Annotated in this window: 16 protein-coding genes; 5 read left to right on the top strand and 11 right to left on the bottom strand. The window is 65.1% G+C overall.

What is annotated here, in order from left to right:
* Positions 1-33: 33 nt before the first annotated feature.
* On the bottom strand, positions 34-2,229 hold the full coding sequence (locus AB3N21_RS01635; RefSeq protein ID WP_367933578.1) for a primosomal protein N': 2,196 nt from the start codon (positions 2,227-2,229) through the stop codon (positions 34-36).
* Between the two features lie 90 nt (positions 2,230-2,319).
* On the opposite strand from AB3N21_RS01635, the gene fsa reads away from it, so the two are divergent.
* From fsa to AB3N21_RS01615, 4 genes are all read left to right on the top strand, one after another.
* Positions 2,320-2,973 (top strand): fructose-6-phosphate aldolase, encoded by a 654-nt coding sequence (gene fsa, locus AB3N21_RS01630; protein WP_367933577.1) that lies wholly within the window; start codon positions 2,320-2,322, stop codon positions 2,971-2,973.
* A gap of 339 nt (positions 2,974-3,312) precedes the next feature.
* Complete coding sequence (locus AB3N21_RS01625) at positions 3,313-4,014, top strand: DUF484 family protein (RefSeq protein WP_367933576.1); 702 nt, start codon at positions 3,313-3,315, stop codon at positions 4,012-4,014.
* Positions 4,011-4,931 carry a tyrosine recombinase XerC gene (locus tag AB3N21_RS01620; RefSeq protein ID WP_367933575.1) on the top strand — a complete coding sequence of 307 codons (921 nt, stop codon included), beginning with the start codon at positions 4,011-4,013 and terminating at the stop codon, positions 4,929-4,931. Before AB3N21_RS01625 ends, AB3N21_RS01620 begins: the two co-directional genes overlap by 4 nt.
* A gap of 76 nt (positions 4,932-5,007) precedes the next feature.
* Entirely contained in the window at positions 5,008-5,724 is a 717-nt protein-coding gene (locus AB3N21_RS01615; RefSeq protein ID WP_367933574.1) for a phosphatidylcholine/phosphatidylserine synthase, read from the top strand.
* Positions 5,725-5,733: 9 nt separating this feature from the next.
* Here AB3N21_RS01615 and AB3N21_RS01610 read toward each other — a convergent pair whose 3' ends face one another.
* Positions 5,734-6,201 carry a hypothetical protein gene (locus tag AB3N21_RS01610; RefSeq protein ID WP_171173519.1) on the bottom strand — a complete coding sequence of 156 codons (468 nt, stop codon included), beginning with the start codon at positions 6,199-6,201 and terminating at the stop codon, positions 5,734-5,736.
* Between the two features lie 74 nt (positions 6,202-6,275).
* Positions 6,276-6,731: a methylated-DNA--[protein]-cysteine S-methyltransferase gene (locus tag AB3N21_RS01605; protein ID WP_367933919.1), complete on the bottom strand. Its 456-nt coding sequence runs from the start codon at positions 6,729-6,731 to the stop codon at positions 6,276-6,278.
* A 193-nt stretch (positions 6,732-6,924) separates the two neighbouring features.
* On the opposite strand from AB3N21_RS01605, the gene AB3N21_RS01600 reads away from it, so the two are divergent.
* Complete coding sequence (locus AB3N21_RS01600) at positions 6,925-8,400, top strand: di-heme oxidoredictase family protein (RefSeq protein ID WP_367933573.1); 1,476 nt, start codon at positions 6,925-6,927, stop codon at positions 8,398-8,400.
* Between the two features lie 46 nt (positions 8,401-8,446).
* Here AB3N21_RS01600 and ileS read toward each other — a convergent pair whose 3' ends face one another.
* From ileS to AB3N21_RS01560, 8 genes are all read right to left on the bottom strand, one after another.
* The gene (ileS, locus tag AB3N21_RS01595) at positions 8,447-11,359 is read right to left on the bottom strand and encodes an isoleucine--tRNA ligase (protein WP_367933572.1); all 2,913 of its coding nucleotides are present in this window, start codon (positions 11,357-11,359) and stop codon (positions 8,447-8,449) included.
* Positions 11,360-11,523: 164 nt separating this feature from the next.
* Positions 11,524-14,274 (bottom strand): DUF2339 domain-containing protein, encoded by a 2,751-nt coding sequence (locus AB3N21_RS01590; protein ID WP_367933571.1) that lies wholly within the window; start codon positions 14,272-14,274, stop codon positions 11,524-11,526.
* A 126-nt stretch (positions 14,275-14,400) separates the two neighbouring features.
* Positions 14,401-14,895, bottom strand: coding sequence for a DUF2269 family protein (locus AB3N21_RS01585; protein ID WP_367933570.1), 495 nt, complete (start codon positions 14,893-14,895; stop codon positions 14,401-14,403).
* Positions 14,892-16,196 (bottom strand): SDR family oxidoreductase, encoded by a 1,305-nt coding sequence (locus AB3N21_RS01580; RefSeq protein ID WP_367933569.1) that lies wholly within the window; start codon positions 16,194-16,196, stop codon positions 14,892-14,894. The genes AB3N21_RS01585 and AB3N21_RS01580 overlap by 4 nt, the downstream gene beginning before the upstream one ends.
* 93 nt (positions 16,197-16,289) lie before the next feature.
* Positions 16,290-17,000: a VIT1/CCC1 transporter family protein gene (locus AB3N21_RS01575; protein WP_367933568.1), complete on the bottom strand. Its 711-nt coding sequence runs from the start codon at positions 16,998-17,000 to the stop codon at positions 16,290-16,292.
* Between the two features lie 59 nt (positions 17,001-17,059).
* Entirely contained in the window at positions 17,060-18,052 is a 993-nt protein-coding gene (locus AB3N21_RS01570) for a YcjF family protein (protein WP_367933567.1), read from the bottom strand.
* Positions 18,053-18,054: 2 nt separating this feature from the next.
* Entirely contained in the window at positions 18,055-18,498 is a 444-nt protein-coding gene (locus AB3N21_RS01565) for an N-acetyltransferase family protein (RefSeq protein ID WP_367933566.1), read from the bottom strand.
* Positions 18,495-19,910 carry a YcjX family protein gene (locus AB3N21_RS01560; protein WP_367933565.1) on the bottom strand — a complete coding sequence of 472 codons (1,416 nt, stop codon included), beginning with the start codon at positions 19,908-19,910 and terminating at the stop codon, positions 18,495-18,497. Before AB3N21_RS01560 ends, AB3N21_RS01565 begins: the two co-directional genes overlap by 4 nt.
* Positions 19,911-20,091: the final 181 nt, after the last annotated feature.

Here is a 20,091-nt window from a genome sequence, read left to right as displayed (position 1 = left end):
CGGCCGTATTTGGAACGAGAAGAAGGTGCGAAGTCAGTAGAAACTCTGTGGGTCGATATCGACGCTCAGCCGCAAGTCGCCCTTGAGCCTGAGGGGCGCGATCCAGCGGGCAATCGCCTCTTGCAGCGGCACGCCCTTGGGCGCTTTGATCAGAAGACGCACGCGGTGGCGGCCCCGTATCCGGGCGATCGGGGCCGGGGCGGGGCCGAAAACCTGCGCCCCGATCTGGCGAAGTGGCGCGTCGTTGCGGGCCATGGCGTTGCCGAGATCAAAAACCGGGCCGACCTCGGGGCCCGACAGGATGATCCCCGCCATGCGGCCATAGGGCGGCACGCCCGCCACCTGCCGCTCGGCGGCTTCGGCCTTCCAGAACCCGATCTCGTCGCCGGATAGAATCGCGCGGATCACCGGGTGTTCGGGCTGGAAGGTCTGGAGCAGCGCCTGCCCCGGCCTCTCCGCCCGTCCCGCGCGCCCGGCCACCTGCCGCATCAGCTGAAACGTCCGCTCGGCCGCACGCAGATCCGAGCCCTGTAGCCCCAGATCGGCGTCAATCACTCCAACCAGCGTCAGCTTGGGGAAATTGTGCCCCTTGGCCACCAGTTGCGTGCCGATGATGATATCCGCCTCACCTTCGGCGATCTCCTCGATCTTGGCCTTGAGCGCGCGGGCCGAGCCGAACATGTCCGAACTCAGCACAGCGATGTTTGCATCCGGAAACGCAGCCCCTGCCTCTTCCGCCAGCCGTTCGATCCCCGGGCCGACCGGAGCCAACCTGCCCTCGGCCCCGCAAGACGGACAGGTCTCGGGCACCGGTTTGGTTTCGCCGCATTGATGGCACATGAGGCGCTTGAGGAACCGGTGCTCGACCATGCGCGCATCGCAATGATCGCAGCCGATCTGCTGCCCACAGGCGCGGCAGAGCGTCACCGGGGCATAGCCGCGCCGGTTGATGAACAGGAGCGCCTGTTCGCCCTTCTCCATCCGGTCCAGCACGGCGCGGCGCAGGGTCGGCGATATCCAGGTGCCCGCCTGCATCTGCTCGGCGCGCATGTCGATGGCTTTCATCTCAGGCAACACTGCCGCGCCGAACCGGGCCGTCAACTCCAGCCGGTCGTATTTACCCGCCTCAGCATTGGCCCAACTTTCAAGGGATGGCGTGGCGCTCGCCAGTATCACCTGCGACCCGCAGATCGCCGCCCGCAGCACCGCCATGTCACGGGCGTTGTAGAGCACGCCATCCTCCTGCTTGTAGGAAGTGTCGTGTTCCTCATCGACGATGATCAGGCCCAGATGGCGGAACGGCAGAAACAGGGCCGAGCGGGCGCCCACCACCAGTTGCGCATCACCCTGCCCCACCATGCGCCAGACCCGGCGGCGCTCGGTCATGGTGGCGCCCGAGTGCCACTCGGCAGGCCGCGCACCAAAGCGGGCCTCGACCCGGGTCAAAAACTCGGCGGTCAGCGCGATCTCGGGCAGCAGCACCAGCGCCTGTTTGCCCAGCCGCAGCGCCTCGGCCACCGCCTCCAGATAAACCTCGGTCTTGCCGGAGCCGGTCACGCCCTTGAGCAGGGTGGTCCCGTAACTGTCCGAGCGCATGGCCGCGCGCAGGGTGTCGGCAGCGGCGGTTTGATCTTCGGTCAGATCCTTGCCGCACAGGTCCGGGTCGAGTTGCGGGAAAGGCAGATCGCGGGGGCTGTCCTCTTCCCGCACGGCGCCCTGTTTCACCAACCCCTTGATGACCGAGGAGGTCACCCCGGCCATCTCGGCCAGTTCTTTCAGCGTGAACGCCAGCCCGCCAAAGTCGCGCAGCAGCTCCAGCACCCGGGCTCGGGCATCGGTCATCCGGTCTGGCGCGCAGTCGCCGAGCCGGTAGATCTTGCGCATCGACGGCGGATCACCCAGCCCCGGCGCGCGGGTGGCCAGCCGCAGCATGGCGGGCATCGGCGTCAGGGTGTAATCGGCGGCGCGGCCCAGGAATGCCCGCATCTCTTCCCGCATTGGCGCCACATCTAGAACCCGGATCACCGAGCGTATCTTGGCGCGGTCAAAATCGCCCCGGCCCGGCCCCCAGACCACACCCAGCACCTTGCGCGGTCCCAGCGGCACCTCGACAAAGGCGCCGGGGAAACAGCCGCCCTCGGGCGCCTTGTAGTCCAGCAACCGGTCCAGCGGCTGCGTCGTCAGCACCGCCACCAGTTCGCCGTGATCGAAAAATTCCGGATCGCTCACCTGTCACCTTTCATCGCCGGGGGTTTCGGCAGAGGTTCCTTTGAGGTAAAGGCAAGCGCGACAGAGGCCAACCCATCAAAGGACTGCCCCATGAAATTCTTCGTAGACACCGCCGAGATCGACGCGATTGCCGAGCTTAACGATCTGGGCATGGTGGACGGCGTGACCACCAACCCCTCGCTGATTCTGAAATCGGGCCGCGACATTCTGGAAGTGACCAAGGAGATCTGCGATCTGGTCGACGGACCGGTCTCGGCCGAGGTCGTGGCCACCGAGGCCGAGGACATGATCGCCGAGGGTCGCAAGCTGGCAAAGATCGCGCCGAATATCGCGGTCAAGGTACCGCTGACATGGGCGGGTCTGAAAGCCTGCAAAACGCTCACGGGCGAAGGCCAGATGGTGAACGTGACGCTCTGCTTCTCGGTCAATCAGGCGCTGCTGGCAGCCAAGGCTGGCGCGACCTTCATCTCGCCCTTCATCGGGCGGCTGGACGACATCAACCTCGACGGCATGGACCTGATCGCCGATATCCGTCAGGTCTACGACAATTACGGGTTCGAAACCGAGATTCTGGCCGCCTCGATCCGCAGCGTGAACCACGTGGCCGACAGTGCCCGCATCGGTGCCGATGTGATCACCGCACCGCCGGGCGTGATCAAGAAGCTGGCCGACCATCCGCTGACGGACAAGGGGCTGGACGCCTTCCTGTCGGATTGGGCCAAGACCGGTCAAAAGATTCTGTAACCGTCCGACACGCCCCGGAACCAAAGGGCGCAGGGCTCCCGCGCCCCAGACCGCCCGGCTTCGCCTGACGGTATAGGGACTTGGGCCCGGCAGCGCGCCAAGGGCGCGCTGCAGTACCGATTAACCGGATAGCATTTTTGCGCTCCCCGCTGCGCCGCCAGGCGCAGCGCCCGACCCAACTGCTGATGCCTGATCCTTGATCAGGCGACCGCAGGCGGGAGCGCCACCGGCCTCTCAAACGCCACAAACCCGTGGCCGGTTTTCGCCATCCGTCGCTTTTCACGAGTCAAACCCGTCAGGCCATGCTATAACTTTCGCAAAACCAATAATGGAACCGAGATGAGCAGCAGCCCCAAACTGGAAGACAGCCTGCGCGCGGCGATTCTGGCCAAACCCGATGCCGTGCTGGAAGACAAGGACCTGATGCAAGCGCTGGTGGCCGCCAATGAGCGGGCAATGGGCGCAAACATCATTGACCTGCGCGGTATCGCCATGGAGCGGCTCGAGGCGCGGTTCGACCGGCTCGAGGACACCCATCGCTCGGTCATCGCCGCAGCCTATGAGAACCTCGCCGGAACCAATCAGATCCACCGCGCGATCCTGAGCCTGCTGGAACCGACCGAGTTCGAACCGTTCCTGCGTCTGCTGGGCGGAGAGATCGCGGATATCCTGCGGGTGGACGTGATCACGCTGGTCCTGGAATCTGCACAGCACGATCCCGATCCGGCAGTGCAGCGGCTGCAAGGCGTGCTGACCGTGGCCGAGCCCGGCTTTATCGCGGCCTACCTCTCGAACCGAAACCCGGCGCGCCCGGTCACGCTGCGCCAGTTGCAGCAGGCCGAGGCCCGCATCTATGGCGACCGTGCCCCCCGCATCCGGTCCGAGGCCTGTCTGACGCTGGATCTGGGCCCGGGCCGCCTGCCGGGCATGCTGGTCATGGGCGCCGAAGACCCGCGTCATTTCTCACCGCAGCTCGGCACCGACCTCCTGTCCTTTTTCGCCGGCGTGTTCGAACGCTCGATGCGCCACTGGCTGTCGTGAGCCTGATCTCTCCGGCCTGCCGGGACGCGCTCCAGCACTGGCTGGAGAGCCAGAAGGCCCTGTCGGGCCATGCCGAAAACACCCTTGTCGCCTATCGCGGCGATGTCACCGATTTCCTGTCGTTCATGACGCTGCATCACGGCGCTCCGCACGGGCTGGCGGCGTTAGAACGGATCTCGGTCTCGGACATGCGCGCCTGGATGGCCCAGCAGCGCGGCGACGGTGTAGGCGCCCGGTCGCTTGCGCGCAAGCTGTCGGCGGTCAAGACCTTCTATCGCTGGCTGGCCGAGCGCGAGGGGTTCGAGCCCACCGCGGTCCTGTCGACCCGCGCGCCCAAGTTCCGCAAGAAACTCCCCCGCCCGCTGGCCGAGGACGCCGCCCGCGCCATGATCGACACGGTCGAGCTGCAATCCACAACCGACTGGGTCGCCGCGCGCGATGTCGCTGTGGTGACCCTACTCTATGGCTGCGGCCTGCGGATCTCCGAGGCGCTGTCGCTGACGGGTGCCGACGCGCCGCTGCCCGCATCACTGCGCATCATCGGCAAGGGCGGCAAGGAACGGGTGGTTCCGGTCATTCCGGTCGCACGGCAGGCCGTAGACAGCTATCTGCGCCTCTGCCCGCATCCCAAGGAGGCCCAATCGCCGCTCTTTCGCGGCGTGCGTGGCGGCGCGCTCAGCCCGCGCGCGATCCAGGGGGCCATGGCTAAGGCGCGGATGCAGCTTGGCCTGCCGTCATCGGCCACGCCGCACGCGATGCGGCACAGTTTTGCGACACATCTGCTGGCCGCCGGGGGCGATCTGCGCGCGATCCAGGAACTGCTGGGCCATGCGTCGCTCTCGACCACACAGGCCTATACGGCGGTGGATACCGCCCATCTTATGGATGTCTACAACCGCGCCCACCCCAAGGCTTGAGGCACCCGGCATTCCGCACCACAAATGGGTGCAGCAACAGTTTGCAGTTCGCGCGCTTTTCCGTCATGACAGGGCCATGACACCCCGGATCCAAGCGCTCTCTGTCCACCTGCTCACCGCTACCGGCGCCGTTTTCGCAATGCTGGCCATGCTGGCCGCCGTCGAATCCAAGTGGAGCCTGATGTTCCTGTGGCTGGTGGTGGCCTTCATGGTCGATGGCATCGACGGCCCGCTGGCGCGGCACTATCACGTCAAGAAGAACGCACCCGAGTTCGACGGCGTGCTGCTGGACCTGATCATCGACTACCTGACTTACGTCTTCATCCCGGCCTTCGCCCTGTTCAAATCGGGGCTGATGGATGGCTGGACCGGCTGGTTCGCGATCATCGTCATCACCTTTGCCAGCGCGATGTATTTCGCCGACACGCGGATGAAGACCAAGGACAACTCGTTTTCCGGCTTTCCCGGCTGCTGGAACATGCTGGTGCTGGTGATCTTCGCGCTGGAACCCAATTTCTGGATCAGCCTGGTGCTGGTCACCCTGCTGGCCATCGCCATGTTCCTGCCGCTGAAATTCATCCACCCGGTGCGGACCGAGCGCTGGCGAATGCTGTCGCTGCCGGTGGCCTTTGCCTGGACCTTCTTTGCCGGCTGGGCAGCCTGGGTCGATTTTCACCCCGAAAGCTGGGCCCATTGGGGTCTGGTGATCACCAGCCTCTATCTGACCGGCGCGGGCATCGCCCAGCAACTGATCCCGGAACGCGCACGCAGCAAACGCGCCGAAAAGGTCTGAACGCTCCGGTCAGAGGACGTCCTCGACCTCATGCTCCGTGCCGTTATGGGTAAAGCTGTCGCCAGCCTGCAACCCGGCCATCGCCTTGTAGATCGGGCTTTGGGTCGAGATACCCATGTAAGTCTCGCCATCCACGTCAAAGCGCGAGGTCGAGACGCACACGACTAACCTGCGATCGTCGAAGATGACAACGGCTCCGGGCCCCACGGTATCGGTCAGGCTGAAATCGGTGTTCTCGATCACGTCGATCTTGGCGTGATGCGCCTGCACCGGCGTGTCGAAGGCCGCCGCTAGATCGGCATTCTCGCGTGAGGCGGCGATGTCATCCTTGTCATGGCCTTCCCGGTCATCCAGCCGCGAGTCCTTCATGAAGGCTTCGTAATGGGCCTTGGCCGTGGCCAGTTCCTCGGCTTCAAGCGACATCAGGCCGTCATGGATGGCCTTTTTGCGGGCGGCGCGGTCTTGTTCGGAACTCATTCAATGGCGTCCTCAAATTCGATCTTCAGCATAGGTTGGGACGCAAAAGGCATAAATGCAATGGTTTTCGCGGCTCAGATGAGCAGACCGGCAGCGCCTTCGTGACGCAGCAGCGCCACCTTGGTCTCGATCCCACCGTCACCCGAAAAGCCACCCAGGCTGGTGGCGCCCAGCACCCGGTGGCAGGGGATGATGACCGGGATCGGGTTGCCGCCGCAGGCCTGACCCACCGATTGCGCGGAATACCCAAGCTCACTGGCAATATCGCCATAGGTCAGGGTGTCGCCGAAAGGGATCGCAAACATCGCATCGCAGACCCGGCGCTGCATCTCGGACCCGTTCACCCACAACGGCAGATCGAACTGGTGCAGCTGACCTGCACCATAGGCCCTGAGCTGCGCCGCCGCCTCCTGCAACAGCGGCGTGTCCGGTTCGTCATCCTCGCCCTCCCAGACCAGCCGGGTGATGGCCCCATCCTCTTCCAACAGGCCAAGGCGGCCAAACTGCGTATCGACTGCGATCATCGGCATGATCCCACGCTCGCAGACCATCGCGCGGCGTGCAAGCGTGCGTTTGCCGTCACCTCGATACATTCATATCAATTGTTGCCGCGATTGATCTTTGCACTTACCGTTGGCGCCGAAAACGCGACATCCGTGACTTTAGCAACAGAGATTTGGGATCATGCAGCCATATTCTTATCGCGTTTGCGGGGGGCTTTTGGTGCTTTCAGCAAGCGTGGCGTTCGCCGAAATTCCGCAGCCGGTCGACCAGATGGAGCTTATGCGCCGTCTCGATGAGGACCGGCTGAGTTGTTTCAACCACGCCTTCGAGGCCGGTGACGAGATAACCGAGGCAACTTATACGATGGCGCGCGGCGTCGGCGCGCGGGTGGCAGAGGGGCAATACTTCACCCGCCTGCCCCGCGCCGATCTGGCCGATACGGGCGACTGGGCCCAGCACGAGCCGCAGCGCGAGGGCGGCCCGCAGGCGCATTCCTGCATCTCCTGCCACTCGTCCCCGCTGGCCAACGGCGCCGGGCCGCTGGCGATGAACGTGGCCATCGACCCGCTGCATTCGGGTGAGCCGGGCCAGTTTCTGGAGCGCAACACCCTGCACCTGTTCGGCCTTGGCGCAGTGCAGCGGATCGCCGAGGAAATGACGCAGGAACTCAAGGCGCAAGAGGCGCTGGTGGCGGAACAGGCCTGTGCCAAACAGGAACCTGTCACTCTGGCGCTGACCGCCAAGGGCATTTCCTTTGGCGATCTTACGGCGACGCCAGATGCGCAGGGAGAAAGCTGCACGGGCCAGATCGACTATGAACAGCTCTACGGCGTTGCCGATGATCTGATCATCCGCGCCTTTGGCTGGAAAGGCACCCACATCACCTTGCGCAGTTTCGCCCGGGGTGCAGCCCATAACGAGATGGGCATGCAGGCTGTGGAACTGGTCGGCGACGCCGATGGCGATCATGATGGGGTCACGGGTGAACTCAGCATCGGCGATCTGACCGCCGTGACCCTCTACATGGCCGCCTTGGAACGCCCGACCTCGAAACTGGAACTGGCCGATCTGGGCCTGACGGAGCTCACCGACGACGAACGCGCGCGGATCGAGCGCGGCGAGGCGCGGCTGGCCGAGGCCGCCTGTACCTCATGCCATGTTCCGTCTTTGCAGCTTGAAAAGGCGGTCTTTTCCGAGCCCAGCGCCGTACCCGGTTTTGCCGAAGAGGAGTTGCCCAGCGGCGCTGACGCGCGGGCCTTGGGTCTCGACCCCGATCGCCCGCTCTGGTTCGACCTGACCAAGGATCAGCCCAATAACCGCATCACGCTCGCAAGTGGCGAAGAGGTTCTGCTCGGTGCCTTTGCCCCGTCCGGCGACCACGGCGCCACGGTCACCTGGTATTCCGATTTCCGCCGTCACGACATGGGTCCGGCACTGGCCGATCCGGTCGACGCCTATGGCATGGGCGCGTCGGTCTGGCCGACCCGATCGCTGGCGGGTGTGGGCTCCACCGGCCCATGGTTGCATAACGGCCACGCCACCACCCTGCGCGAGGCGATCCTGGCCCATGGCGGCGAGGCCGAGGCCAGCAAGGCCGCGTTTGCAGCCATGCCGGAGGATCAGCAGCAGGAACTGATCGCCTTCCTTGAAAACCTCGTGATCGAGAATTTCGACCCCGAGGAAGAGGATCACTGACCGCATCAGCTCCGATCCCGCGCCCACGCACGGGATCGGAACATGTTTAACCAAGCGCCGCGTCGCAGCGCCCGCAGACGCCGGGATGCGCGTGCCGCCCGACATCCGGCAGGATCTTCCAGCAACGCTGGCATTTCTCGCCTTCGGCCTTCTCGAACACGACGCCCACGCCTTCGACCTCGGGCAGGCGGAAGGCCTCGGCCGGGGCCGGGTCGCCGGTCAGGATCAGGCCTGAGGTGATGCACAGATCGTCCATGTCGATCTGACCCAGCAGCGCGCGGACATCCGCATCCTCGACATGCACCACCGGCGCGGCCTCAAGGCTCGACCCGATCACCTTGTCCCGGCGCTGGATTTCCAGCGCCGCCGTCACCACCCGGCGCACGCGGCGCACCCTGGCCACGTTTTCCTCGTTCAGCGGATTGCGCCAGCTGGCGGGCGTTTCCGGGATATCGACCAGATGCACCGAGCTCTCCTCACCCGGGAACCGCTCCAGCCACACCTCCTCCATGGTAAAGACCAGGATCGGCGCCAGCCAGGTGGTCAGCCGGTGGAACAGGATATCCAGAACCGAGCGCGCGGCCCGGCGGCGCGGGCTGTCGCCATCGCAATACAGAACGTCCTTGCGGATGTCGAAATAGAACGCCGACAGATCCACCGTGGCAAAGTTGAACACCGCGCTGAACACGCCCTGAAAGTCGAAATTGGCATAGCCCTTGCGCACCTGCTCATCCAGATCGACCAGCCGGCTCAGCACCCAGCGTTCAAGCGGCGGCATATCGGCGGGGTCCTCGATCCGGTCGGCCTCGGTGAAATCGGCCAGCGAACCCAGCATGAACCGCATGGTGTTGCGCAAACGGCGATAGCTGTCGGCGACCCCTTTCAGGATCTCCGGCCCGATCCGCTGGTCGGCGGTATAGTCGGTCTGTGCCACCCAGAGCCGCAGGATATCGGCACCGTACTGCTTGACGACCTCGTCGGGCACGATGGTGTTGCCGAGCGATTTGGACATCTTCATGCCCTTCTCGTCAAGCGTGAACCCATGCGTCACAACATTGCGATAGGGCGCACGCCCCTTGGTGCCGCAGGCCTGCAGCAGCGACGAGTGGAACCAGCCGCGGTGCTGGTCGGTGCCTTCCAGATAGACGTCGGCAATACCGTCCGGCGCACCGTCCTCACGGTCGCGCAGCACGAAGGCGTGGGTCGAGCCGCTGTCAAACCACACATCCAGCACGTCAAAGACCTGTTCCCAGTCGTCGGCGTTGTAGTCGTTGCCTAGGAACCGTTCCTTGGCCCCGTCCTCGTACCAGCAATCGGCGCCCTCCTGTTCAAAGGCCGCCTTGACGCGGGCATTCACCGCCGGATCACGCAGCAGGAAATCGGGATCGGTCGGCAACGCGCCCTTCCTGGTGAAACAGGTGAGCGGCACGCCCCAGGCCCGCTGACGCGACAGCACCCAGTCGGGCCGCGCCTCAATCATCGAGTGCAGGCGGTTGCGCCCGGTCCTGGGCGTCCATTTCACCAACTCGTCGATCGAGCGCAGGGCACGTTCGCGGATAGTATCGCCCATGCCGCCCATGCCATCGTCCAGCTTGCGGTCGACGCTGGCGAACCATTGCGGCGTGTTGCGGTAGATGATCGGCGCCTTGGACCGCCAGCTATGCGGGTAGGAATGCTTGATCTTGCCACGCGCCAGCAGCCCGCCAACCTCGGCCAGCTTGTCGATCACCGCCTTGTTGGCGTCACCCTCCCCGCCCTTGCGGGATAGGATGTAGGTGCCGCCAAAGAACGGCAGATCGGGGCGGAAAGAGCCATCGTCCATCACGTTATAGGTGATGACCTGTTCCAGCATGCCCAGATCGCGGTAGAGCTCGAATTCCTCCATCCCGTGGGACGGCGCGCAATGCACAAAGCCGGTGCCCTCGGTGTCGGTCACGAACTCGGCGGCGCGGAAGTCGCGGATATCGTCCCACTCGCCATTGCCGCCCTCGGCTCCGGCCAGCGGGTGCTGCAGTTTGACCTTCGCCAGGTCGTCCAGCGTCACATCGCACAAACGGCGGTACATGTCCGGCTGCAGCCGCGCACGCTTCATCACGTCATCGGCCAGATTGTCGGCCAGCAGATACCGCTCACCGATCCGGGCCCAGCATTCCTCAGGCCGCCCGATCACTTCGTAAAGGCCGTATGAGACACCCTCGCCATAGACCACCGCCTTGTTCGACGGGATGGTCCAGGGGGTGGTGGTCCAGATCACCACATGCGCGTTGTCCAGCGTCACGTCGCCGGTATCCACAACGCGGAACTTCACCCAGATGGTGAAGCTTTCCTTGTCGTGATACTCGACCTCGGCCTCGGCCAGCGCGGTTTTCTCGATGGGCGACCACATCACCGGTTTCGAACCCTGATAGAGCGTGCCGTTCATCAGGAACTTCATGAACTCATCCGCGATCACGGCCTCGGCGTGATAGTCCATGGTGATGTAGGGATCGGCCCAGTTGCCGGTAATGCCCAGACGCTTGAACTCGTCGCGCTGGATGTCGATCCAGCCCTCGGCGAATTTCCGGCATTCCTGACGGAAATCGACAACGTTCACCTCGTCCTTGTTCTTGCCCTTCTTGCGGTACTGTTCCTCGATCTTCCACTCGATGGGCAGGCCGTGGCAGTCCCAACCGGGCACATAGCGCGAGTCGTACCCCATCATCTGGTGCGAGCGCACCACCATGTCCTTGATGGTCTTGTTCAGCGCGTGACCGATATGCAGGTGACCGTTGGCGTAGGGGGGGCCGTCATGCAGGATGAACGGCGTGCGCGCTTCTTTTTCGCGCAGGCGGTCATAGACCCCGATCTTCTCCCACCGCTCCAGCCAGGCAGGCTCGCGCTTGGGCAGACCCGCGCGCATGGGGAAATCGGTTTTCGGCAGGTTCAGCGTGTCTTTGTAGTCAGGTGTTTCGGCGCACATGTCAGGCGTCCCTTGGATGATCTGGTCTTGATTGGATCGAAGCGGTCGGTGCGAAATATCCAACACCTTTGCCCGGCGTCTCGGTTGTTTCAGAGCGCCGGGGATATAATTCGAATAATGATGGCCAGCCGGTCAAACATAGCTGGCTTATAGGGTGCCTGTTTCTATTGGTCCAGAGCTTCCGATGGCTGCGGCGATTGGCGCATGAGCGCCCAGCGGTTCAGCCACGCCAGACCGGCCAGCGCCAGGCCCAGCGCCAGCAGCGAAAACACCCGGATCAGCCCGCCCAGACCGGATATGTCGATCAGAAACACCTTGGCCACGGCCAGCCCGATCACCGCCAACCCCGCCTTGCGCATCATGTCCGACTGACGCGCCAGGGACTGGTAGAACAGCAGCGCGCCGATCACCAGCAAGGTCATCGTATAGGTATAAAGCTCGGGCTGGGTGACGCCGTTGTCGACATACATACCCGCCGCACCCTGCCAGAAATGACGAATGGTCATGCCCAGCCAGAAGGCGGAGAGCGCCAAGACAGCGACCTGACAGGCCTGCTTTACCATCGGCTGCATGGACCGGATGCGCCAGACGGCGAGCCCGATGACCAGCGCCGGAAGCAGATAGGCCACGGTCAGCGTGTTGAAGAGTGGCGGGCCAAGCACCGGGGCGGCCCCGAACTCGACCAGCGGGTTGGCATCGGACAGGGCGGCCACCAGTGCCAGCACACCGATGAACCCGAACGCCGCCGCAAGGAACACGCGGACCGTCTTCATGGCACCGCCCAGTTCCAGCCGCTGCACCTGAGCAAAGGCAAGACCCAGCCAGATCACCGACGCCAGCCCCAGCCCCCAATGACTGTCTTCTGCGCCAACTTCTCCGATGCTCTCCAGCCACCGCAGGAGCAACAGTGACATGAGGATCCCGGCGGTCGACCACGCAGCACTTTCCAGCATCAGCCGTGCCATCGGCCGGTCCATCGGGCGTAGGAACCGCAGCGACAGGACAAAGCCCGCCAAAGTCCCGCAATAGGCCAGCAGCATTTCCGGCAGCGGCGCCCAGCTGGCCCAGTCCAGCCCCGGGTCCACCACCAGACGGAACCCCAGCGTCGCGATGCCTACCGCGATGAACCAGCTCATCGGCGGCAGTGAGAACTTGCGGTCCAGCGCAGCCGCCGCCGCCACGGTCACGGCCAAAGCCACGGTCAGGGCGGCGGAACTCAGCACGATGATGCAGGCAAAGGCAAGGCAGGACAGCGCCGACAGCGTCACCAGCGCCACCCGCATCCGATCGTCACCATCCACCCGCGCGAAACGCTCGGCCAGAACCACCATCAGCGCGCCCAGTGCGATCGCATGCAGCGCCCAGGGGTATGCCCCGATCACTTCGGCGGGCTGCCAGCTGATCTCAAGCACGATGGCCATTGCCGGAGCCAGCACGGCTGCCGCACCCGCCCAGACCGCCGCATAGTCTCCGCCTCGGAACGACCGCCACGCGGCCAGAACCGAAAGCAACGCCCCCAGCCCCACCAGAACCGTTACGGCCATCGGGTAATCGGCTTCGTTCGTCTCAGCATAGGTCCCCGCAAATCTGAGGTAGAGGACACCGTCAAAACCCTGATGGAACACCAGATACAGCAACCCCGCCGCCGGAAAGACCGTGACATCCTGCAACGCTCGCGCGTTGCTGGCCCATGTCATCAACGCAATTGCCAGCCCCGCCAGCAACAGCGATGTCAGCCAGAACATGGCCTCGGTATCTACCCAATGCGCACTGGCGAAACCGGTGCTGACCAGAACCGCGCCAAAGGCCAGCCGGGTGGGAAACTCGGGCCACGGATCGCCTTTCTTGCGACGGATCACCTCGGTTATCATCTGGCCCGCATGGTCCGGGATCAGGCTGCGGCCCGGTATCACGACTGCAGCCACGGCAATCGCCATCAGGTAGACCACGAAACCGGCACCGCTTGCGGGCCCCGCCCCAATCAACCCGGCCGCACTGTAAGCTCCGATCAATGTCAGCACCGAAATCCAGGCCCACCGGCGCACGGTGTCGATCCCGAGGCCAAGCAACGCGACGATCAGGAAATAGCCATAGAGCCAGGACGGATCCTCCGATGATCCGCCCACCAGAAACGGCGCGGCAAACGCGCCCATCAGTCCGACCGCGGCCAGCAGTGGCCCATGATACCAGCCCAGAACCAACCCGAGCAGAGCAATGGTAACCATCGCGCCCAGCGCCGTTTCGGGGCCGATCAGGTCGTACATCTGCCGCGCTGCGAGGATGCCGCCAAACAGGGTCACCAGCCCGGCGCCCGAAAACACCGATGGCAGATAGGCGGTGGCCGAGGTCTCATCGTCCCCGAACCGGCGGCGCACGACCTCGCCCGCGACGATCAGTACAGCGCCAAACGCCAAGGCGGCAGCAACCCGCGCCGCCGGAGGCAGCAGCCCGTTCTCAACCCCGTACTGCACCAGAAAGATACCCGCCAGCGCCAGGGACAGGGCGGAAACCGCATAAAACCAGTTCTCGCGGAACCACTTGCCCATGGCCTGCATCCGGTCCTGACGGAAGACGACAGCCCGTGGCGGAGATGGAGGAGCACCGCTCTCGCCTTCGGGATCCCGAGCGACCTCCTCGGTCGAAGCATCCGACGGCTTTGCCGCGCGCGCCCACGGCGCGGGTTTGCGAACCGTTTCGTCCGCCACAGGCTCTTGTCTGGCCGGTACCGAACGCCTTGTTTTCTCAGGCTGATCCGCCGTTTCATCCTGGGTCCGGACTTCCATATCCACACCCGCCAGCCGTTGTTCCAGATCGTCCACCCGCCGCCGCAGGCTGGACTGGCCCACCAGCAAAACGACAATCGTGACCGGAATTGCCAGTACAATCAGACCAATCAGAACAAGCACCGGTTCCACGGGCGACCTCCAGATGACTCGCCGGCGATGCTACCTTCTGATGCAACCGGCAAATAGTCCGGTATTCCGGACAGCACATTAAGGCATCAACCAGATCGTCGGCAGGCGCGCAACCAGCGCACCGCGTTACAAACCCGCAATCGGGGCCGCAATATCCGGTCTTGCCAGCATCAGCCAGATAATCCCCAGCACCGCGAGAAAGGCCGGAAAGCCACAAACAAACCACACGCGAAAAAGAGCGAAATACCTCGTCGGCAGGCCCGTGCCCTCAGCCACAGCTACCCGCGCCAGATCGCGCATCCGCAATTGGATCCACACCACCGGCAACCAGAACGCACCGGTGAAACCATAAAGCACGAGCGACCAGAGCAACCAGCCCTCGGTCAGGCTCCACCCCAGCCGCCAGGCCAGCAATGTGCCGGTGATGGGCTGCACGATCACGGCGGTGGTGATAAAAAGCAGATCGGCCAGAACCACGATCCCGGCGGTATGGGCGACGATCTGCGCGCTCCGGCTGCGATGCGCCATCAGCATGAAAAAGGCGATGCCCGCACCGGTGCCCAGCAGCACGCAGGCGCCGATCACATGCAGCCAGCGCAGGATCAGGTCGGGATCGGTCATCGGCTCTCCAGCATCTGATGGGCGACAAGCGACAGCATGAGCGCGGGCAGGATCTTGACCAGCGGCCCCAGCGGGTCGGCCCACAGCGCGGGCACCGCCCAGGTCGCGGCGATCAGATAGAGGAGCGCGACGGCGATCTGCGCCAGACAGGCCCGCGCCGCCCATGGCCGCCACAGCACCGCAGCGCCCAACGCGATATCCACCAGCGACCAGAAGATCACGCTCGCCACCGCCAGCGCCGCCGGCCAGCCCACCCCGGTCAAAAGCGCAGCGGCCTCTGGCAACCGGATCAACCCGAAAAGCCCCGAAAGCAGCCAGAACAGGCTGAGCATGGCGATCACCAGCGGCATCAGCAGCGACATCCGCGCCGCCAGCCGGTGCTCGCGCGCCGCAACAAGCTCCGCGTAAACCTGTGACAGAGGTGCCACACCCTGCCCGCTTGTCTGCCGGTAAGGTCCGGGATCGCCCAGAACACCGTCCTGCATCACGGTCAGCGCGGTGCTGCGCAGAGGCGAGCGCCAGCCCAACGCGCCAAGCCCATCGGCGCAGCGACCGATCAGCCACGTTGCCCATCGCGGCACCGCTACCGTTACCCGCGCCGGGGCGAATCCCAGCCAGCGGCGTGTCTCGGCCACGACCTCGGCCAGCGATTGCGGCTGGTCTTCGACAAGGTCATAGGTTCCTTCGGGCAGTTCCCCGCGCACCGCCGAAACAACCGCCCGGCACAGATCGTCCATACCCACGCATTGCACCGGGGTGCGCGGCATGGCCAGCGGCTGCAATACCGGCACCCCCGCCAGCATCCTCAGCAGCCCGGTGCCGCCATAAGCCGTCTGCCCGATCACCAGCCCCGGCCTGAGCACCCATAGCCGCGCACCGGACTCGCGCAAGGCGGCATCGCCTTCGGCCTTGGTGCGCATGAAGGCGGTATTGGCCGACGGCTCCGCCCCGATGGCCGAGATCTGAACGACAGCCACACCGCGCTGCGCACACGCCTGCCCCAATGCGGCGATGGCGTGATGATGCACCGCCGCAAGATCGTCCTGCCCGCCATCCTGCAACGCACCGGCGCAATTCACCACGACATCGACCGTGTCGAGATAGGCCCGCCACGCCCCGGTCCCGGTCATCTGGCGTAAATCGCCGTCGATGACCTCGATACCGGGCAGCACTCGGCTCGCCATCGACACATCGCGCGCAAGCCCCGTGACCCGATGCCCCCCGGCCACCAAAGCCCGCGCAACCGAAGCGCCGATAAATCCGTAAGCGCCCAGAATCAGCACATGTTTCGCTGCCGTCATGCCTTGCCCGTATCCCGTCCCATTCGCTGCCACTCTACGCGCAACCGGGCCGCTGACCAGACCGGACGGAAATTCTGCGACAATCGTCGCCGCTCATGGGTGAAACAGCGTCCCGACCGCATAGGCGATGGTCGCCGCCGCTCCACCGATCGCCAGTGTCTCGCCCCCGGACCGCCACCAGGGCGCTAGCGACCAGCGGCTTTTCAGCGCGCCGATGGCAAAGAACACGCCCACCGTCATCCAGACCGAAATCGCAAAGGCCCCATCGAGCCCCGCCAGAAACGGCAGCAGAGGGATCATCCCCGCGACCAGAAAGGCCAGAAACGTCGCCACCGCCGCCTTAATTGGACGCGGATCGACACTGCCGAGCCCATATTCGCCCTCAAGCATCAAACCGATCCAGTTCTCACGATTGGCGGTGATCGCATCGGTCGCTTCCTCCAGAACCGGGCCCGAGAGCCCCTTCTGCGCCAGGATCTCGCGCACTTCGCGCCGCTCGCCCTCGGGGTAGAGCGCGATGTGACGCTCCTCGATGGCACGGATGCGGCGGATATTGTCCAGCTCGGCCTTGGTGCCCGAATAATTCCCCGCCGCCATGGAAAACCCGTCGGCCAGCACATTGGCCAGCCCCAGCGCCACGATGACAAAGGGCGACAGCCCCGCCCCCGCAACGCCCGCGACAATGGCAAAGGTCGTGACCGAGCCGTCGATACCGCCATAGACCACGTCGCGCAGCACCCCGCGCCCGGGCGGGGCGTTGATCCTGCGGGCGACCTCCTGCTGGCTGTGGCCGTGATCGGTCATGGCTGGGCCCTCCTGCATCCGATCCTGCGCGATGCGGCGGGCAGCGGCCTTGCGTCAGATCAACCCTTGGAAAACAGCCCGGCCAGCGCCCGTTTCACGATGCCCCGAGTCGACGGCTTGTGGCGTTTCGAAAACGGCAGCGGACGGCAGACCTCCATCGCCGCCACGCCGACACGGGCGCTGAGCGCTCCGTTGACCAGCCCCTCGCCAAAGCGGCGCGAGAGCTTGCTGAGGATCGAGCCGCCCAGAACCGGCTCCAGCAGGTCATCGCCAACCGCCACGGCGCCGGTCGCCACCAGATGCACGAACACCGCCCGGGTCAGGCGCCAGCTGCCCAAGACCCCGGCCCGCCCGCCATAGATTTCCGCCACCCGGCGGATCATCCGCAGCGAGGCCGTCAGCGCCGTCACTACATCCGCCAGCGCCAGCGGCACCAGTGCGGTGACGGTGGCCACCTGCCGTGCCGCCGCCTCGACCTCGCGGCTGGCGGCTGCGTCAAGCGGCGCCAGCAACTCACCCTCGGCCAGCGCCAGCAGGGCGGCGGCATCGAATTGCTCGCCCGCCCGCTCGGCCAGCCGCTCGCGGCCCCAGCGGGTCTCATCCCGGCCCTTGTAGAAGGCGGTCAACCGGTCGGTGACGGCACGCGCCTGCGCCAGATCCTCGGCGGCCAGCGCCTCATCCGCCGCCTGCCGCAACCCGTCCACCCGCGACAGGCGCGCAACGGCGGCAATCTCGCGCAAGGCGATGATCAGCGCGACCAGCACCAGAGCACCGATCAGACCGGTGACGATCCACCCCAGGACCGGTGACCGTGCAACCAGCGCTGTGGCGAAATCCCACGCCGCGACCGAGACCGCCGCCCCGACCACCGCCAACGCCAGCCCCCAGAACCACTTGGCCAGCGCCGATGGCCGATGGGTGACAACCCGCGCAGCCGCCTGCATCGCCTGCCCCTGCGGCGGCGCCACATCGGGCACCGGCGGCGCCTCGGCCACGCTTTCGGCTGGCAGGTCATCGTCTTCGAGGTCGATCAGAACCGGGCCCTTGGCCATCCTCAGTCCTCCTTGCGCCAGACATAGGCAATGTCGGGCAGATTTTCTTCATTTTGGGCCCCGTCGCCCCGGGCAACTTCGCGGAACCCTTCGCGCAGATAGAAGCGCCGCGCGCCGGTGTTGGCCGCAAAGGTATGCAGCCGGAGGAGGTCACGCCCGGCCTTGGCCTCATCCAAGAGGCGTTTGCCAATCCCGCGCCTCTGCGCCCGGCCCGCCAGATACAGCGCGCAGACATGTTCGCCGTCGCGCGCCAGAAACCCGGCGACACCCGTGCCATTTTCGGCCACCGTCACCCATCCCCGATCGATCATCGTGCCGCAAAAGGCGATGGTCTCGGCCCGCGAATAGAGCTTGGGCATCCAGTCATTGTCGCGGGTGAAGGCGTACAGAATCTCTCCGGTGGCACCGGCATCCAGGCTGCGGGCGGGGCGCAACAGGACGCTCACAGCCGGTCTCCGATCAGAAACTGGGCGGCCCGGTCCAGCCGGATATGCGGCGGGCCATCGCCGGGGGCAAGGGTCAACGACGCAGGCGCAAAGGCCATGAAGCCGTAATCCGCATCCAGCCACCCCTCGGCCCCATCCCGCGCAGGCCCAAGCAGGTGCGACGGGTCCTCGGGCAGGGCTCCGGGGTAAAATGCCGCCTGCTTCCCGCTCTCCAACAGGCTGCCCCGCACACAGGGCAGGTCCTGCCCGTCATGAGCGCGAATCTCTTCGGTCGTGGCGCGCAAAGCCGCCAGAGACAGCGCCGCCGTCTCGGCCCCGGCAAAGCGGGCCCGGTCGCGGGCCTCGCGGGTCAGCGCCTCCATGATCGCGGTCAGGCGGGGATGCTGCAGGTGGTGCAGATGATCGGCCTTGGTGGCGGCAAACAGGATCTTCTCGACCCGCTTGCCCAGTAACAGCTGGCTCAGCCACGCATTCCGCCCCGGGCGAAACGCCGCAAGGATATCGACCATCGCCCGGCGCATATCCTCGACCGCCTTCGGCCCCTTGTGGATCGCCCCCAGCGCGTCCACCAGCACCACCTGCCGGTCGATGCGCGAGAAGTGGTCGCGGAAGAACGGTTTGACGACGCGCGACTTATAGGCCTCGAACCGCCGCTCCATCTCGCGGTGCAGCGTGCGGCGGCGCGAGGGCGCCTCGACCGGGATCGGTGCAAAGGTCAGCGCGGGCGACCCGGCCAGATCGCCGGGCAGCAGGAACCGGCCCGGGGTGCAGTCGTAATAGCCCCGCGCCCTGGCGGCCTTAAGGTAAGCGGCAAAACTTTTCGCCAGATCCTGAGCCAGCACCTCGTCATGCGAGGCGGTCGGGTCCACCTCGCGAACCCGGCCCATGAATTCCTGCGCCGTCTCGCGCCCGGCAATCCGCTCAAGCGTTTCCTTCGACCAATTGTCATAGCTCTTATCGAGCAGGGCCAGATCCAGCAGCCACTCCCCCGGATAATCCACGATATCCAGATGGACCGTTCGCGGCCCCTGCAACCCGCTCAGCAGGCCCGAAGGCCGCACCCTGAGCGACAGGCGCAGCTCCGACACCGCGCGAGTGCTGTCGGGCCAATGCGGCGCGGTCCCGGTCAGCGCCCCCAGATGCGCCTCGTAATCGAAACGCGGCACCGTGTCGTCGGGCTGAGGTTGAAGATACGCGGCCTCGATCCGCCCCTCCTGCGCCGCAACCAGTCCTGGCATCCGCCCCCGATCAAGCAGATTGGCCACCAGAGAGGTTATGAACACCGTCTTGCCGGATCGCGCCAGACCGGTGACACCAAGACGGATCACGGGCTCAAAGAATGTCCCGGAAATCGTGTCGCCCACGCTTTCGGCGCTGCGCACCAATGTGTCGGCGATGGAGGATATGACCAAACTGCTGCCCCTGATCGTTTGCCCCAAGATAGGCAGCGGCCAAAGAACTTGCCAGCCTCCCCGCACCTGACGCGGCTGCACCGGCTTTTTGCGAGGCTCTGCCTCGCGCTCCGGGATATTTGTGAACAGAAGAAGCAAGGTGCGTTCTGCCCTTCTTCTTCTGTTTAACAAAAATCCCGGG

It is taken from the genome of Ruegeria sp. (assembly GCF_040830605.1).
GTDB lineage: Bacteria > Pseudomonadota > Alphaproteobacteria > Rhodobacterales > Rhodobacteraceae > Ruegeria.
The sequence above is the reverse complement of the archived record's forward strand: the minus strand, read 5'-3'. Positions and strand labels throughout refer to the sequence as shown.

Excerpts from the sequence above, each read along its gene's own strand:
- ileS (WP_367933572.1), bottom strand. The coding sequence starts at position 11,359 with ATGTGCGCCGAAACACCTGACTACAAAGACACGCTGAACCTGCCGAAA.
- AB3N21_RS01605 (WP_367933919.1), bottom strand. The coding sequence starts at position 6,731 with ATGCCGATGATCGCAGTCGATACGCAGTTTGGCCGCCTTGGCCTGTTG.
- AB3N21_RS01570 (WP_367933567.1), bottom strand. The coding sequence starts at position 18,052 with ATGGCCAAGGGCCCGGTTCTGATCGACCTCGAAGACGATGACCTGCCA.
- fsa (WP_367933577.1), top strand. The coding sequence starts at position 2,320 with ATGAAATTCTTCGTAGACACCGCCGAGATCGACGCGATTGCCGAGCTT.
- AB3N21_RS01610 (WP_171173519.1), bottom strand. The coding sequence starts at position 6,201 with ATGAGTTCCGAACAAGACCGCGCCGCCCGCAAAAAGGCCATCCATGAC.
- AB3N21_RS01580 (WP_367933569.1), bottom strand. The coding sequence starts at position 16,196 with ATGACGGCAGCGAAACATGTGCTGATTCTGGGCGCTTACGGATTTATC.
- AB3N21_RS01615 (WP_367933574.1), top strand. The coding sequence starts at position 5,008 with ATGACACCCCGGATCCAAGCGCTCTCTGTCCACCTGCTCACCGCTACC.
- AB3N21_RS01575 (WP_367933568.1), bottom strand. The coding sequence starts at position 17,000 with ATGACCGATCACGGCCACAGCCAGCAGGAGGTCGCCCGCAGGATCAAC.
- AB3N21_RS01625 (WP_367933576.1), top strand. The coding sequence starts at position 3,313 with ATGAGCAGCAGCCCCAAACTGGAAGACAGCCTGCGCGCGGCGATTCTG.
- AB3N21_RS01585 (WP_367933570.1), bottom strand. The coding sequence starts at position 14,895 with ATGACCGATCCCGACCTGATCCTGCGCTGGCTGCATGTGATCGGCGCC.